This window comes from Paenibacillus sp. FSL R5-0766 (genome assembly GCF_037971845.1).
Classification (GTDB): domain Bacteria; phylum Bacillota; class Bacilli; order Paenibacillales; family Paenibacillaceae; genus Paenibacillus.
In genome coordinates this window covers 702,737-718,275 of record NZ_CP150227.1, presented here as the reverse complement: position 1 = coordinate 718,275, position 15,539 = coordinate 702,737, and the positions used below count along the sequence as shown (strand labels likewise).

The 15,539-nt window shown below is 45.0% G+C and carries 14 protein-coding genes; 2 read left to right on the top strand and 12 right to left on the bottom strand.

Features of this window, described 5'->3' with window-relative positions; translation table 11 throughout:
* Nucleotides 1-45: 45 nt before the first annotated feature.
* Nucleotides 46-2,400 carry a heavy metal translocating P-type ATPase gene (locus tag MKY66_RS03325; protein WP_076216688.1) on the bottom strand — a complete coding sequence of 785 codons (2,355 nt, stop codon included), beginning with the start codon at nt 2,398-2,400 and terminating at the stop codon, nt 46-48.
* A gap of 226 nt (nt 2,401-2,626) precedes the next feature.
* Between MKY66_RS03325 and MKY66_RS03320 the strand changes: the two genes are divergently transcribed.
* Nucleotides 2,627-2,998: a metalloregulator ArsR/SmtB family transcription factor gene (locus tag MKY66_RS03320; RefSeq protein ID WP_036614212.1), complete on the top strand. Its 372-nt coding sequence runs from the start codon at nt 2,627-2,629 to the stop codon at nt 2,996-2,998.
* Between the two features lie 151 nt (nt 2,999-3,149).
* On the opposite strand, the gene MKY66_RS03315 is transcribed toward MKY66_RS03320, so the two are convergent.
* From MKY66_RS03315 to MKY66_RS03265, 11 genes are all read right to left on the bottom strand, one after another.
* Nucleotides 3,150-4,310 carry an AI-2E family transporter gene (locus MKY66_RS03315; protein ID WP_047841385.1) on the bottom strand — a complete coding sequence of 387 codons (1,161 nt, stop codon included), beginning with the start codon at nt 4,308-4,310 and terminating at the stop codon, nt 3,150-3,152.
* 331 nt (nt 4,311-4,641) lie between these two features.
* Nucleotides 4,642-5,676 (bottom strand): LLM class flavin-dependent oxidoreductase, encoded by a 1,035-nt coding sequence (locus tag MKY66_RS03310; protein WP_076216687.1) that lies wholly within the window; start codon nt 5,674-5,676, stop codon nt 4,642-4,644.
* 159 nt (nt 5,677-5,835) lie between these two features.
* Complete coding sequence (locus tag MKY66_RS03305; protein ID WP_036668255.1) at nt 5,836-6,147, bottom strand: metalloregulator ArsR/SmtB family transcription factor; 312 nt, start codon at nt 6,145-6,147, stop codon at nt 5,836-5,838.
* Nucleotides 6,148-6,261: 114 nt separating this feature from the next.
* The gene (locus tag MKY66_RS03300; RefSeq protein WP_076216686.1) at nt 6,262-6,843 is read right to left on the bottom strand and encodes an NAD(P)H-dependent oxidoreductase; all 582 of its coding nucleotides are present in this window, start codon (nt 6,841-6,843) and stop codon (nt 6,262-6,264) included.
* A gap of 167 nt (nt 6,844-7,010) precedes the next feature.
* Complete coding sequence (locus tag MKY66_RS03295) at nt 7,011-7,433, bottom strand: MarR family transcriptional regulator (RefSeq protein WP_076216685.1); 423 nt, start codon at nt 7,431-7,433, stop codon at nt 7,011-7,013.
* 181 nt (nt 7,434-7,614) lie between these two features.
* The gene (locus MKY66_RS03290) at nt 7,615-8,292 is read right to left on the bottom strand and encodes an NAD(P)H-dependent oxidoreductase (protein ID WP_076216684.1); all 678 of its coding nucleotides are present in this window, start codon (nt 8,290-8,292) and stop codon (nt 7,615-7,617) included.
* A gap of 209 nt (nt 8,293-8,501) precedes the next feature.
* Complete coding sequence (locus MKY66_RS03285) at nt 8,502-10,247, bottom strand: methyl-accepting chemotaxis protein (RefSeq protein WP_076216683.1); 1,746 nt, start codon at nt 10,245-10,247, stop codon at nt 8,502-8,504.
* A gap of 195 nt (nt 10,248-10,442) precedes the next feature.
* Nucleotides 10,443-10,901: a DUF523 domain-containing protein gene (locus tag MKY66_RS03280; protein WP_076216682.1), complete on the bottom strand. Its 459-nt coding sequence runs from the start codon at nt 10,899-10,901 to the stop codon at nt 10,443-10,445.
* 58 nt (nt 10,902-10,959) lie between these two features.
* Entirely contained in the window at nt 10,960-12,243 is a 1,284-nt protein-coding gene (locus tag MKY66_RS03275; RefSeq protein WP_076216681.1) for a hypothetical protein, read from the bottom strand.
* Nucleotides 12,240-12,818, bottom strand: a complete 579-nt coding sequence (locus MKY66_RS03270) for an RNA polymerase sigma factor (protein ID WP_076216680.1) — start codon at nt 12,816-12,818, stop codon at nt 12,240-12,242. The genes MKY66_RS03275 and MKY66_RS03270 overlap by 4 nt, the downstream gene beginning before the upstream one ends.
* 233 nt (nt 12,819-13,051) lie before the next feature.
* Nucleotides 13,052-13,786, bottom strand: coding sequence for a class I SAM-dependent methyltransferase (locus tag MKY66_RS03265; protein ID WP_076216679.1), 735 nt, complete (start codon nt 13,784-13,786; stop codon nt 13,052-13,054).
* 162 nt (nt 13,787-13,948) lie between these two features.
* Here MKY66_RS03265 and MKY66_RS03260 point away from each other — a divergent pair, with 162 nt between their 5' ends.
* Nucleotides 13,949-15,304, top strand: a complete 1,356-nt coding sequence (locus tag MKY66_RS03260) for an MATE family efflux transporter (RefSeq protein WP_076216678.1) — start codon at nt 13,949-13,951, stop codon at nt 15,302-15,304.
* Nucleotides 15,305-15,539: the final 235 nt, after the last annotated feature.

The following is a 15,539-nucleotide window of genomic DNA, read 5'->3' as shown; positions in this document are numbered from 1 at the left end:
CGGCTCTACGTATATACGAAGAGCCGCCTGGATCGTTTCGTAAACTTAGATATTCTTCACTCGAAGTACACGCATGGCGTTCAGTACAGCCAGCACTGTGACACCCACATCGGAGAATACCGCTTCCCACATGGTAGCTATGCCGAACACACCGAGTAGCAGGAAAATCGCTTTAACCCCCAAAGCAAACGCGATATTTTGCCACACAATCATTCGTGTACGCTTAGCAATGCGGATTGCACTCGCTAGTTTCGACGGTTCATCGGTCATGATGACCACATCTGCTGCTTCAATCGCGGCATCTGAACCAAGTCCACCCATGGCCACACCCACATCGGCGCGTGCCAGCACAGGTGTATCGTTGATACCGTCACCAACAAACACCATTTTCTCCTTCGGAGATTTGGCAGCTTCCAGTTGTTCCAGTCGCTCGACTTTATCCTGTGGCAACAATTCAGCGTAGACCTCATCCACACCCAGCTCACGTCCTACCGCTTCACCTACGGCTTTGGCATCACCTGTCAGCATGACCGTTTTGCGGATGCCGAGTTTCTTCAGCGCCTGAATAGCAGCGGCTGCGTCATCCTTCACTTCATCGGCAATGATCAGATGACCAACATACATGCCAGCTTCAGCCACGTGGACCATCGTTCCAGCCGTCTCTGGTGTGGTATAGGATATACCCGCCTGCTTCATTAATTTGGCGTTGCCTGCCAGCACTTCCCGACCATCGACGCTCACCTTGATCCCATGTCCAGCAACTTCATCATAACCTTCCACACCTTGCGTGGGAATGGCCTTGGCCCAAGCTGCGCGAATGGATTCGGCAATCGGATGATTGGAATTGGCTTCCGCAATGGCTGCCAGCTCCATCAGTTCATCTTCCGTACGTCCACCTTCGGGACGAATGGCTGTTACTTTGAATACACCTTTGGTTAGTGTACCCGTTTTATCAAAAACAACAACTTTTACATCGTTCAACGCTTCAAGGTAGTTACTGCCTTTGACAAGAATCCCGTTACGTGAAGCTGCTCCGATACCACCAAAGAATCCAAGTGGAATAGAAACCACCAACGCACAAGGGCATGAGATAACCAGGAAGACCAATGCACGATAGATCCAATCGGCAAATGTTGCACCACTAAGTATCAACGGCGGAACAAATGCAATCACGGCTGCAAGGATAACAACAACCGGTGTGTAATAACGAGCAAATTTACTAATAAAATGTTCTGTTTTCGCTTTCCGACTGCTCGCGTTCTGCACCAGGTCCAAAATTTTGGATACCGTTGATTCACCAAACGTTTTGGTAACTTCAATTGTCAACATACCATTTTTGTTCACAAATCCACTCAGTACATCACTTCCGGACTCCAGCTCACGAGGTACGGATTCACCTGTCAGAGCAGAAGTGTCCACCATGGAACGCCCAGCTCTAACGATACCATCCAGCGGTACTCGCTCTCCTGCTTTCACGACAATACGATCACCAATCCGTACGTCTTCCGGAGATACACGCCGTGTCTCGTCACCCGAACCGGTCAGGATATTCGCGTAGTCAGGGCGAATGTCCATGAGCGCTTGAATCGACTTGCGTGACCGATTAACCGCCATGCCCTGAAATAGCTCCCCGAGCTGATAAAAGAGCATGACCGCTACCCCTTCCGGATACTCTCCAATCGCAAAGGCACCCAAGGTAGCGACGGACATCAGGAAGTATTCATCGAACACCTGACCGCGGATGATGTTTTTGGACGCCTGGAGCACGATATCTCCCCCGGCAATCAGATATGCGAGCGCATATAGAGTAAACTGTGCCCAGCCCTCCAGCGGCGACCAGATTGCGGCTGCGAGCAACACAGAACCTGTAGCAAGACGAGCAAGTAACACTTTTGTCTGTCCTGCACCATGTTCATGTGAGTGGCCTGCATGGGCATCATCATGCGTATGACTGTGATCATGTCCAGCATGACTTCCGTGCTCATGCACATGACCATGTGTGTGTCCCTCTGAATCTGAGTGATCATGAGTATGCGATTGTTTGCCATGTGAATGTGAATGTCCATGATCATGTCCGGTATGGTCATGACTGTGGTTATGCGCAACAGCTGCACTCCCTGTATCTGTATGGGTGTGCGCATGTCCGTTCACGTGTTTTCCTTTTTCCGAAATGCGAATATGCGGCTCCAGCCGAAGCACTTTGCGCTTTGCTTCTTCCACTACCTGTTCATCCATATCGGAAGTGGTGTGTAGCGATAGTGTTTTGGTAACAAAATTGACAGAGCATTCGTTAATGCCCTTAATTTTTTTGACGCCATTCTCAATCTTCAATGCGCAGTTCGCACAATCCAGTCCATCAAGCAGCAGTTCCCTTTTCACCTGTTCCTGTCCGGTTCCCATGTGAATTCTCCCCTTTGCAGTACAAAAACGATGTTATATTTCAATTGCATTCAATGTATGAGCACTCATTCATATGTTTGGTTACCCCTATTATATGCACGCCTAAACATGAGTGTCAACAATCGTTGTTGATTTTTCATACAGATTATGCTAATAGTAATCATTTCGCTTTAGGCGGGTTTTGGATATAATAGAACTATAGTTGTTAACAAGGCGGTGATAGGAAATGGAACAACCGGTTAAAGCACCAAGCGAATGTGATGCAGCCTGCTCAGGTACTGAAGCCGACGTGCAGACGATTCGCACTTCACTCATAGATCGGGAGACCTCTTCCGAGATGGCAGATTGGTTCAAGGCATTCAGCGACCCCACACGTCTACGTATTATTGATGCGCTGTTACAGAAGGAATTATGTGTTCATGACCTGACGGTTCTGCTCGACATGGGACAGTCGGCCATTTCACACCAGCTGCGTTCACTCCGCAACATGCGGATCGTCAAGCGGCGTAAGGAAGGCAAGACCGTGTACTACTCTCTGGATGATGCTCATATTGAGCAGATTTTCCTGCAAACGCTCCAACATATTAAACACAGCTAGGCAGCAGCCAAGCTTGTTCATGCAGAAGAACCCCCGCCTCTCGGCTATATGCCGATGGACGGGGGTTCTTCTTGGTAAGGGTACCGTTTTATACAGGATACAAAGTGACTAAATCTTCTGATTAACTATCTCTTGGAGCTTGCCACTTCGGTTATAAAAGATTGTTCTTGTTCGGGTCGTACAGGCCCGATCTGTCCTTAAACCAGTTGAAGATATGTGATACACATACTTTGAGCACCGCGTATCCTGGAACAGCGAGCAGAATGCCCACGACTCCAAACAGATTACCCGAAGTCAGAATGACAAAGATAATCGTGATAGGATGAATCTTCAGCGTTTTGCCCATGATCTGTGGTGAGATGAATTTACCTTCGATTAACTGCACGATTGTCCATACAGCAACCATCTTCAGCAGCATCACCGGCGAAGTAACCAGGGCCACGATCAACGCAGGTGTAATTGCAATTGCTGGTCCCAGATAAGGAACAACACTCGTGAACGAGGCGATAATGGCAAGAATCAGTGCATAATCCAGGCCAATGACCATATAACCGATATAGAGCAGAATACCGATGCAGAAGCTGACGATAATCTGTCCACGAATGAATGAACTGATCTGGTGATTGATGTCTTCCAGTACATGCATTGCGCCCGTACGGCTCTTGATCGGCAGGAAAGACAGAATTTTCGCTGGCAGCTTCTTGCCGTCTTTCAGCAGATAGAACAGAATGAACGGAACCGTTACGATGGACAGCACGGTCTCAGTGAAAGCTCCGAGGAATCCGCCCAATTTGGTCCAGGTCGAGTTCAGAATTTCAGTAGCCTTTTGGGAGATTGTTCCCCACCAGTCCTGCGAATTCAGATTCACCGTCTCCTGGAACTGACCGAACAGTTGGCTGCCCGTGAGTTCCTCAAACTGCTGTTTTACCGTCTCGCTGTATGTTGGGAAATTTTCGATCAGCCCCATAATCTGGTTCCGCACAACCGGAATGACTGCCAACACTACAACGGTCAGAATGCCTCCAATCGCAAGATACAGGATCAGAATGGACCAGCCTCGCTTAATTTTCCACCTTTCCATCACATCCACAATCGGATTCAGCAGATAATAGAGTATTCCTGACAGAATAATAGGTAGCACGATGGTTTTAATGAGTACTGCGAGCGGATGAAGAACAAAGGATACTTTGGTCAGAACCATCACGTTCAGTCCCACCAACAGCAGAATCAGCAGGAATAGGACAAACTTGTTGTTAAGAAAAAATCGCTTGAACCGCTCCGGCCAAACGCGGGGTTGCTCAGGTTGCTCCATAGGCGTGTCGTCCTCTCTTATGTATCCTTAATTAAAAATCAAACTGTAACTCTAGATAAACGCCCCTTACACACGAATAAAATAAAGTATCTTGTACAAGCCAACATATGTATAACACTCTGGATTTATACGTATGGTGCTGATTAACCGTTTCAAATTAAACCGCTAAAGTCATTTTACCCCAAAATGAGTCTTCTGCCCCACACGAATCATTTGCAAATTCTCCCTATTCAAAAACGGCCCGCCTCACTGGGAGACGAACCGTAAATTAGAAGCTATAGCTTACCATTAAGCCAGCTTTTACGCTAAAAAATTAAAATTAAAATTAAGATTAAGCTTTTCCCGCCAATTGTGCGATCAACTCATAGGAGTGCAGACGTGCCTTATGATCATAGATCATCGACGTAATAATCAGCTCATCTGCCTGTGTCTGCCGAATAAAGGATTCCAGCTGTCCACGTACCGTTTCTGGTGAACCATTAACAGCTGCCTTGAGCGTCTGCTCAACACCAGCCTTCTCACGATCCGTCCATTTGCCTTCCATCTCTGCCGGAGGCTGTACCAATCCCGTTGTGCCACGAATAATGTTCAGGAACTGCTGCTGCATCGTTGTACCCAGCCATGCTGCTTCCTCGTCTGTATCTGCAACAACAGCGTTAACACCAACAATCACATGCGGCTCCTTCAAGCTTTCAGATGGTTGGAAGTTGTTTCGATACGTCTCTAATGCAATCCGGGTGTAATCGGGCGAGAAGTGGCTGGCAAAAGCAAACGGCAATCCTAGCTGACCTGCCAGACGTGCACTGAAATCACTGGACCCCAAGAGGTAAATCGGAATATTCAATCCTTCTCCAGGAACTGCGCGAACAGGCGCATGATAAGACGTCGCCGAAGCATCAAAGTATGCTCTAAGTTCTGCCAACAACTCAGGGAAATCTTCCCCACTGTTCAGATCTTTGCGTAGTGCAAGCGATGTACGGCGGTCACTACCTGGTGCGCGACCCAGTCCCAGATCAATTCTGCCAGGATACAAGGATTCCAGTGTGCCGAACTGCTCAGCGATGACAAGCGGTGCATGGTTGGGCAACATGATGCCTCCTGAACCCAGACGAATCGTTTTGGTTCCACCAGCCAGATATCCAATAACAACCGAAGTTGCGGATGAAGCAATACCCGGCATGTTGTGATGTTCAGCTACCCAGTAACGGTGATATCCCCACTGCTCTGCATGCTGTGCCAGATCCAGGCTGTTGCGCAGTGCATCAGCAGGTGTTGCACCCACTACAACAGGAGCCAGATCCAGGATGGAAAGCTTAACGTCATGAATATGTTCTTTATGGGATGTAGCTGTATTTTCTGTAGTCATTATCGTTTAATCTCCTCGATGATTATATTTTTGTATATCCAGATATATAGATTAATTAAATCGCAAATGGATATGGTGATGTGATGATAAACTAGCCGTTTACATCCGGACGGAATCCCTGCGTGCATGTGCATCCTAGCTTCCGTTCCGGCATCCGGCTTATAACTCGTTCTGCACGTACTCGGCAAACTGACGGATTGTCTCCTCGTTGCGCCGATAATACGTCCATTGTCCTCTTCGCTCGGAGAGCAGCAATCCTGCCTTGAGCATAGTCAGCAGATAACTGGATATAACCGACTGAGCCAGTCCAGCCTTCACTTGAATCGTACCAACACAGATTCCGTTCTTGCCACCATCCGGATGCTGTGATAGTTCCAGCGGTGGAAAGTGTTGCTCCGGGTTTTTGAGCCACAACAAGATTTGTCTACGTGTCTCGTTCGATAATGCTTTGAATATAAGTATAGGTTCCATGGGTACGATTATACCCCCTTTCATCCATTTTGCAAACACATGAACAAACAAACCGACTCTTGATCGAGTCGGTCTGGTATCATATGGAATCCTTATAGGGAACCAACATCTATATTAGAATTTGGTCGTTACCGTCTGTTTAACCTGATCCAACATCGCTTGATATGCTGGTGCATCCAGATATCCAATACTACCGAAGAGCAGATGATCTACGGTTTCAATACCTACAAAATCGAAGATACCTACATCTGAAGTTATTTTCAGTCCAGCAGTCATGCCGATCTGATCATAAATTTCACTTGGTGTACCATGGGTGTTGATAATGAGGCCTTTTTTGCCTGTCAGCAATTTCTCGATTCCTGCTTCACCTGCTGCATACGCAAAACCATAGGCGAATACACGGTCAACGTACCCTTTCAGAATGGCAGGAAGACCTGTCCACCAGATCGGATAGATGAATGTGATAACTTCTGCATTCGTAACAAACTCTTGTTCCGTAGCGATATCCTGTGGTGTCTGTCCTGCGCGCATGGAAGCTGTATCGGCTTCAGTCAGTACGGGTTGGAATCCAAGCTTATATAAGTCACGAACGACTACTTCATGGCCTTGAGCTTCGAGAGCTTCTACAGCAGTATTGAGGATTGCGTTATTCAAGCTGTCTGTGTGCGGGTGAGCATATATGATAAGATGTTTCATAGTGTGAATCCCTCCAGGTTTGGTTTGAGTTAGGTTGCGAAAATGGGGTTACATTGATACGCTGCCTCATACATAGATATCTATGTATATGGGTAAAAAAATATTTGGGCTCCTCTGCCTCCATCCCAGTCAAATCTGGAAGGGTTGCAGACAGAAGAGTTCATTCATTATAACTTTCGGACAATAATGGACAGCAAGCTCTCCAATTGCTCCGACTGTTCATCGGACAGGCCACTATAGATGATGTCATTAATCTGCTCTGATACCTGATGAAAGATCGGTTCGAGTCGCTTCCCCTGTTCGGTTAGGCGAATCATCGTCACCCGGCTATCTTCCGCACTCTTGTTGCGTTCAACATAGCCAAGCTTCTCCAGCTTGTTGACCAGTACCGTTACCGTTGGTTGCGTGCGTTGAACACGTTCAGCCAACATCTTGATCGACAGCGTCTCTTCCCGGTACAAGAACATCAACACATCTCCATGAGAAGGAACAATCCCTGTTACCTCATGATGTTCCAATTCGTGTACAATCCGTTTGTTGACATGGTCCCTGATTCTTGCAATCAGTGCAATTGCGTTGTATTTAGGCATGACCTCATTATACATAGACATCTATGTATTTTCAAGTTCTTTTTTATAAAAAGAAAAACAGCCCTCTCCACCCTTCTAGCATGTGGAAAATATCGGGCTGTTTCGAGTATGCTTTGATCCTGTTCTATAATGTTAGATCTTAGATCATCTTTTTTGGATTCATGTCAAATTCATGCTGAATTCAGTTAATCCATTGCGTGATTTTCTCAACGGATTGTCGGGACTTCTCACGCTGGGGCTCCTCTGCCCGATAACCGAAGGCTGCCATCATAGAGACGCCCCATGCGCCATTTTCCAGCAAGCCCTCTTCTTCCATAATACGGTGGACGTCCTCACGGCTGAAACCTTCGATTGGACAAGAATCAATCTCGATCTGAGCTGCCGCCGTCATCATGTTGCCAAGTGCAATATAAGTTTGTTTAGATGCCCAGTCGAATAATGATCGTGGATTATCCAGAATTTTCTGGTTATTTTGGAACTTTCCATAAGCCTCACTTGTTAGCTCAAATACGTTATTTGGCATTCCCTTTGTTTCCTTCAACATGTACTCCGCATAAGGAGAATTATAACTGGCATCGGACCGGGCCAAAATAACAACAAAATGGCTTGCTGTAGCCAATTGCTTTTGAGCGCCGGAAGAGAATTCGGATAGACGCTTACGCAGGTTCGGATTTTGTACAATCAGAAACTTCCACGGTTCAAGACCAATGGAACTTGGTGATAATCTGCCTGTTTCCAATATAAATTGAAAATCCTCTTCCGAGATTTTGCGGGTAGCATCAAATATCTTTGTTGCATGCCGGAAATGATACGCCTTTAAGATGTCTTCCTTTGTCTTTGACTTTGTTGTAACTTCCATGCAGCTCCACGTCCTTTAATATATTTTTTTATGTTGAACAATAATGTTACAGTGATTTCATCTCAAGCATTAGTTTAGGACCTATGCGTATAAATTAAAAGTACGCACATTATTGTTTCTTGGTTTATAAAAGTAAGTATTGGATGAAGACAGCAATAATCCACTAGGCACTTACATGGCCCTAGTGGATTATCTGCGACTCTTTCCTTTTAAATCTTGAAATCTTGAACCAGCTTATTCAGATTTAATGCACTATCCTTGACTTGATCAGATTGTTTAACTACTTCCACAGATTGCGCAGCAGAGGCGACCATATGTCCTGCGATTTCCTGACTGGATGCAGCGGATTGTTCACTGGCTGATGCAATCTCGTGAATGGAGCCCACTAGTATTTTGATATTCGCAGTCACTTGTTGTGAGGTTGCATTGAGATCTTTAACTGCATTGGCATGATCAAGGGAATCGACATAATACTGTTCAGCTGTATCCTCCAATAATTTATAATCTTTGCCAACCTGATTGAACATAAAGGATAGCAACTCTTTGGCATTCGAGGACAGATTGGTTACAGACTGCATAACTTCTTCCGTGACCTGCTGAATTTGATCGGCAGCCTGTCTGGAATCATCAGCCAACTTTCGAATCTCGCTTGCAACAACCGCAAAACCTCTGCCTGCTTCTCCAGCCCTTGCAGCTTCAATGGATGCATTGAGTGCAAGCAGATTAGTCTGCGCTGTAACATCCAAAATAGACTGAGATAATATACCAATCTGATCTACAGCTGTTGCACGTTCCAGCGCTTCTGACATCTTCTTACTCGTATGATCATACATGTCTATGGCTGCTCGGCTCGATTCGCGGGCTTCCTGCTTCAACTTTTCAGCCTTCGTGCTGGTCACATAGGCGGACTCTGCTTGTTTAGATGTCTGTTCCGATATATATTCAGCTCCCTGTTGCATCTCAGCAGCCGAATGATTCATATTTTCCGTATGGGCTGAAGCCTCTTCCATTGCAGCCGAGAGCTCTTCAACTGTAGCTGATACTTCACGAATCCGTTCATTCAGACCAGCCATGTTCTGGTTGGTAAGATCACTAACCTGGTTGATATGATGAGATTCCTGAACTACACCACGAATGACATTGGTTGTGGAATCGGTCATTGTACGAATAGCTCGTGCGATGACACTTATCTCATTATTTCCCTGTGTTAGATGTGGATCTAGGGATGCCGTTAAGTTGCCTTGCGTTATTTCTTCACAATAACGGGTAATTGCTTTCATTCGTTGACGTATACTGCGAATCATTACAAATGAAATAAGAATGAGTGCTGCAAGTGAAAACAAAAGAACCGAACCGAGCACCAATGCTCGCTGCTGAATCACTTCTTGTGTATCCGCATAGAGCTTGGCTGACTCTTCTTCGTTATACGCACTCAAAAGGGTGATCGTCTCCACAATCGCTGTACTGCTTTTGTTAATTCTTCCTCTCTCTTCACTATCGTAGGTGCCTGACATCTTTTTGGTATCCATGATTTGCTCAATATCCTGATAATATGTATCCATCTTTGCTACCAAATCTGCAAATATCTCTTTTTCTTTGGTATCCAATGTTCTTGCTGAAAATTCATTCAAGCCATCCGTGATACTCTTCTTACCCTTCTGAACCTGATCGTACTGTTTGTCGGTGTACTCTGCATTATCAAGAACCTTTGTATAATTGGCACGCATATTATAGAAATTACTTTTCAATTCAAGAACATTGGTTTGATGCTGGAAACGGTCATTGTAGAGGATTCCTTGTCCCGTTTTTGCTTCGTTCATTCCGAAAATTCCGATCAGAAAGACAGTAAACAAGCCGATTAGACTAATCACAGTCATGATGACCATCGTTGTTGTTAATTTCATATTTTTGAGTTTATTTCCTTTCTTATATTTTGGCTTAGACTGAATTGACATGATTATTCCCCCACTTTAAATAGTAGATAGCCTTATATATCTTATATCTATATCGTATGTATCCATATTGTTTGTTAGCATTTCAGGAAAATTGACTTTATTCTTTTAATGAGAAAAGTAATGGGAGACAACAGAAAAGCCGCCAGGATATAATCCAGCGACTTTTCTGTGAATATGAAACGATATCTGTGCGACCTATAGTTGCTCCATCCACTCATTTTCAGAAATGACGGTATATCCTTCTTGTCGCAGCAATGCTGATGTGACACCTTCACCAGTTACCTTGTGATTGGCAAAATTCCCATCATAGATCATCTGTGTACCACAGGACGGACTAAACTCCTTCAGTACCACACACGATACATTCAATTCTCGCGCCCATTCAAGCGTCTGATAGGCTCCCTTAATATACAGCTCTGTGACATCCTTGCCACTTTTCTCGATCACTTTTGCAGTGCCTGCCAGTACATCCTTGCCCGTGCCAGCGATAATTTCAGCTGGTTCCCGTGGAGTGGAGAATCCGCCAAGCAGCTCCGGACATACCATCTTAGCCTGCTCCTTCTCCACAAGCTCCTGAATTTTCTCATCCAGGCTCGCTGTTCCATTGTAACGGCAAGCTACCCCCGCCAGACATGAACTCACCAAATATTTCATCGTTATCTCCTTATACTCATTCCATCTATGAAGTAAATTGTAACATATAAGATCAGCCCTATAACTCACCTCTGGTAATCATCGTAATTTTTACATCTTCATTGTAGCGAACCCGTATCACATCTTTCGGCGACTCTAGTTCAAATATGGCAATCCCCGGATTATCAGCTTCCCTATGAAGACTGTATCCATCGAGGTTGACGTTGAATACTTTTTTAATCATCGGCCCTACTTCGTCCCTAAGGAGAGATTCCTTCACATCATAAATCTTCTGATGGTACGCCTCTACTTCATCCCAATTGGCAAAATCATCTCGATAAGAATTCTCCCCAATAATAGAGTAAACCTTAGTTTCTTCTCCTACAGTCATTTGAACCAAGTAATGATCATTGAAACTAAGATTAATTATATCTCTCCTAATTTCATCATCTTTGGAACGACTTACACCCCTAAGTTTTAGAGATGTTTCACCGAATACTGCATTAACGGCATCCTCCGCATCCGCCAGCGCTGCCTGGGATACTTGATCAGGTCTAAGGTCGCCTGTTATCGATATAGACTTGTCCTGCTGCCATACAATCTCACCATAACCATCGCCAGTCTCATTTTCTAACCATAATGTCGTATGTGATATCGGCTCCAATTCCCCTTGCTTCATACTCACAAAACGTTGGACTGATGCAGGTTTAAGCGTTGGAGTGCTGCCTATACTTTGCAAAAGCGTTGGAACTTGACGCAGATAACGGTGCTCCAACTCGCTTGGCTGCATCTCACGTCTCATCTGTACTTCACGCAGATTTCCTGTTGTCGCATCGAGCCATATCTGCGCATACTCCTTCTCGCTTTCATTTCCAGCCTCTACATATATTCTGCCGGACACAGGCAGGTCTTCCACTTTCATAATCTTCAGCTGTTTACCCAGATCATCTCGCATCGTAGTCGCAACATTTCTTTTCATTTTGTCGGTTAGCAGATTTGTGTTCAAACCATCGGATAACTGTAACGCTGCTGTCGGATAGACCTGCTCGATCATGGGTTTTACCAGCTGTCCATCATCCCAGATCCATAGGAACAATCCAGCAGCAATAACCAACGCACCCATGCCGGCAACAAGAGTCCCTCTTCTAGGGTGACGCTTGTGTGACACGTTACCTACTTGCGGTCTAAACGGCCTGGATGACCTGGAACTGTCCTCTGACCTATCTCCCTTGCTTTCCTCTTCCGACTTCTTCATCCACTCCACCTGTTGAAGCACCTTTCGCTTGTGATCCTCTGTAAAAGGAGCCGATGCAAACGGTCCTTTCCGGATTTCCTTCTCCCATTGCTCATCCTTGTGTGTCATTTGCTTCGCTCCTCCCATTGTTTCCGTACCTTATCCTTACCTCGGGAAAGTCTGGATTTTACTGTGCCTAAGCTGATTTTCAACATCTCAGCAATCTCACTCGTCGTAAGCTCATATTTCAGATTCAGCAAAAGAATCTCCCGGAACTTATTTGGCAACGCCAGAACAATATCCCAGATTTCATGGATATGCTCCTTACGCATCACTTCCATCTCGGCCGAAGGATGTGCAGACTGCTCTGCAATCATGACTCTTTGGCTCGAATCCCCACGCTCTGTCTCAATGGGTAACGTCTCTCCCCACAGGCTGCTACGAAAAAATCTGGATTTTCGATATGTAAAAGTGGTGTTCCTAGTAATCGTCAACAGCCATGTTTTCAGTGAGCAATCTCCACGATAATGAGCGATCCCCGAGTACGCCCGAATAAATACCTCCTGTGACAATTCATCTGCCTGTTCGGCACTTTTGGTCAGAAAATAAGCATAATTCCAGACGTCATTTCCGTAGTCATCCATTATGCTACCTAGTGTGTAATTGTCTATGGTCTGAGCCTGTGCCAGTAATTGATCATCCAACTGTTGTTCACCTCACTTAATATGACTGAGTCTAATGTGGTTTGGTTCCCTGTTTTGGACATTATTTCTTATTATTGTAGCAAAATAAAAAAACAGCATGTTCAACATCTCTGAACACACTGATTCCTTCAAGTTTGCTTAGTTAGAAATCTCTATCAGAAAGCTTTTAGGCGAACGCTCCACTTCCTCGGTTTCTTTCTGGCCTCTGGTCTAACGTATCATCATTTTCATCGTTATATTTTAACCGCAGCAATCATCAGAAACATCGGTCTTCGATTCTCGTCTCTCATGCCAGGAACCTGTTCAATCATCTCCGGTGATGGTTTGGATTCAGCCACCTTTTGAATAGCAAACCCCGCCTTAATCAGTTCATTGAGATGTGTTGCCAGTGTGCGATGATATTTGACCACATCCTGATTCAAAAAGTTCGCCACACGCTTGCCTTCATCGTGGTAATCATCCACGGGCCAGTGAAGAATCTCACCTGTGGGTCCGTAATGCCAATCCTGGGCAGCGCGAGCGGTGAAGATGGGATGTTCGGAAGATAGTACAAATGTGCCCCCTTCAATAAGACAATCATTGATTTTAGCGTACACCGTGTCTAACCGTTCAATATAATGCAAGGCAAGTGAACTAATCACAACGTCGAATTGTCCTGGTGCAAAATCAATATCTTCAATTGCCAGCTGCTTATACTGGATCTGCGGGTCGTCCGTCATTTCACGAGCACGCTGAAGCATATTTTCAGACAGATCTACACCGATCACTGAACTCGCTTGCTGCTCTCGCGCATACCGGCAGTGCCACCCAAAACCACATCCCAAATCCAGCACACGCTTGTCCTTCAAATCAGGCAAAAGAGTCTGCAATTCATGCCACTCCCCGGCTGCATCCAGCCCTTGAACGGAACGAGCCATCTTACTATAGTTGTCGAAAAATTCAGCTTCATCGTATTTATTTTGTTTCATCAAGAGATTCCTCCCGCTTTATAAATATCCACCTACTCTATCACATAAACGATATTTAAACGCAAAAGTTGCCAAGAGAATTCATGGCGTGTTATCATACAGAACGAACGTTCAGTATTATTAAATACAGAATGAACATTCAGTTTACTAACGGAGGTCATTATGAATACGAATTGGACGCATCCATTGGAAGGGCAATCTGTAGGTAAAGCTTTTATAAGTTACCTCGTGCCTTCTGTATTGGGGATGCTGGTAGTTGCTTTTAATTTTATTATCGACGGCATTATGGTTGGACACAAACTGGGCTCTACCGCGATGGCCGGGATCGGCATTGCCTCACCTGTTTACACTCTTTTTGTTGCCATGTCACTGTGGATTGGTATGGGCGGGGCAACCTTGTACTCCAACGCTATGGGTAGAAAAGATATCCCATCAGCCAAACAAATTTTCACCAAATCCATTATGCTCATTATGTTAGTTACGGTAGCCATTGGATATGTTGCATTTACATTCAAAGACAAGCTGGTATACTCCCTCGGTGCAAACGCCGAGACCTTCCCGTTTGCTTCGGACTATATGAATATCATGTTGTTGTTCGGGTTTGTTTTCACCATTGAGAATGCACTCTCTATCTTTGTACGAAACGATGGGAATCCCAACACATCCATGTACGCTCAGATTACGTTTGCTGTAGCCAATATCATCATCAATTATATAACATTGTATGTACTCGAATGGGGTGTACGCGGTGTGGCCCTCGGTACAATTGTATCGGCGTCTCTTGCGTTACTTGTCCTGTTCACTCATTTTTTCAAAAAAACAAATAATCTCACATTCACCCGGTTCAAATGGAACAACAAACTGCTGGCTTCCCTTCTACTCATTGGTTTCCCCAGCTTTCTGGCTGAACTTGGCATGTCGGTCTTCTCTGTCTCTCACAATATCTCCATGGACCGCATTGCAGGCACGGATGGTGTAGCATCCTTTACCGTGTTGAACTATATTCATGGTGTTGTATTGTTGGCTTTCCTGGGTCTGGCATCCGCTGCCCAACCTCTGATAAGCTATTATCACGGTGCCAATAAGATTAAACGGGTACAACAAACGATACGTTTAGCCACTAAAACAGCTCTGGCATGCGGTCTATTGTTACTGGTTGTTGTTCAGATCGGTGCACCTTATTTCGTGCAAATCTTTGGAAACTTCAGTAGCGGCGTAACGGATAATGCCGTTTACGGATTACGTATATTCACATTTGCCTATGTGTTTATGGGTGTTAACTTTGTTATGAGCACCTATTTCCAATCTGTGGGTAATGCCAAAATGGCCATCTGGATTACAGCTGCGCGTGAAATGATTATCATGATTGCGTTGATTGCAGTCCTGCCTTCATTCTTTGGTGTCACGGGTGTGTGGCTTGCCGTACCGCTGTCCGAAATGCTGGTTCTCGCAACCATAGCCGTATACTATAGAAAACGATCCCTTACGGATCGAATAAACGCGTTGCGCCCTGAGTAGCCATAACGGATTAAATGAACGTATAGAGAAAAGATATAGCCCTGCTCGGTCTACATAGATCGGGTAGGGCTTTGTTTTGCTTGAAGCAAATGTAATGAAAACCAAATATCGTATCGTCCGTTGTGCTATTAACGGTTGCTTGAAAACTATAGCTATAGAAAATGTGAATGATATATGAATAAAGTATATATTTAACAAAAATAGGATATAAAAATCTCTTTATATAATTGTATAT

Coding starts and splice junctions, on each gene's coding strand:
- MKY66_RS03325 (WP_076216688.1), bottom strand. CDS start 2,400: ATGGGAACCGGACAGGAACAGGTGAAAAGGGAACTGCTGCTTGATGGA.
- MKY66_RS03320 (WP_036614212.1), top strand. CDS start 2,627: ATGGAACAACCGGTTAAAGCACCAAGCGAATGTGATGCAGCCTGCTCA.
- MKY66_RS03315 (WP_047841385.1), bottom strand. CDS start 4,310: ATGGAGCAACCTGAGCAACCCCGCGTTTGGCCGGAGCGGTTCAAGCGA.
- MKY66_RS03310 (WP_076216687.1), bottom strand. CDS start 5,676: ATGACTACAGAAAATACAGCTACATCCCATAAAGAACATATTCATGAC.
- MKY66_RS03305 (WP_036668255.1), bottom strand. CDS start 6,147: ATGGAACCTATACTTATATTCAAAGCATTATCGAACGAGACACGTAGA.
- MKY66_RS03300 (WP_076216686.1), bottom strand. CDS start 6,843: ATGAAACATCTTATCATATATGCTCACCCGCACACAGACAGCTTGAAT.
- MKY66_RS03295 (WP_076216685.1), bottom strand. CDS start 7,433: ATGCCTAAATACAACGCAATTGCACTGATTGCAAGAATCAGGGACCAT.
- MKY66_RS03290 (WP_076216684.1), bottom strand. CDS start 8,292: ATGGAAGTTACAACAAAGTCAAAGACAAAGGAAGACATCTTAAAGGCG.
- MKY66_RS03285 (WP_076216683.1), bottom strand. CDS start 10,247: ATGTCAATTCAGTCTAAGCCAAAATATAAGAAAGGAAATAAACTCAAA.
- MKY66_RS03280 (WP_076216682.1), bottom strand. CDS start 10,901: ATGAAATATTTGGTGAGTTCATGTCTGGCGGGGGTAGCTTGCCGTTAC.
- MKY66_RS03275 (WP_076216681.1), bottom strand. CDS start 12,243: ATGACACACAAGGATGAGCAATGGGAGAAGGAAATCCGGAAAGGACCG.
- MKY66_RS03265 (WP_076216679.1), bottom strand. CDS start 13,786: ATGAAACAAAATAAATACGATGAAGCTGAATTTTTCGACAACTATAGT.
- MKY66_RS03260 (WP_076216678.1), top strand. CDS start 13,949: ATGAATACGAATTGGACGCATCCATTGGAAGGGCAATCTGTAGGTAAA.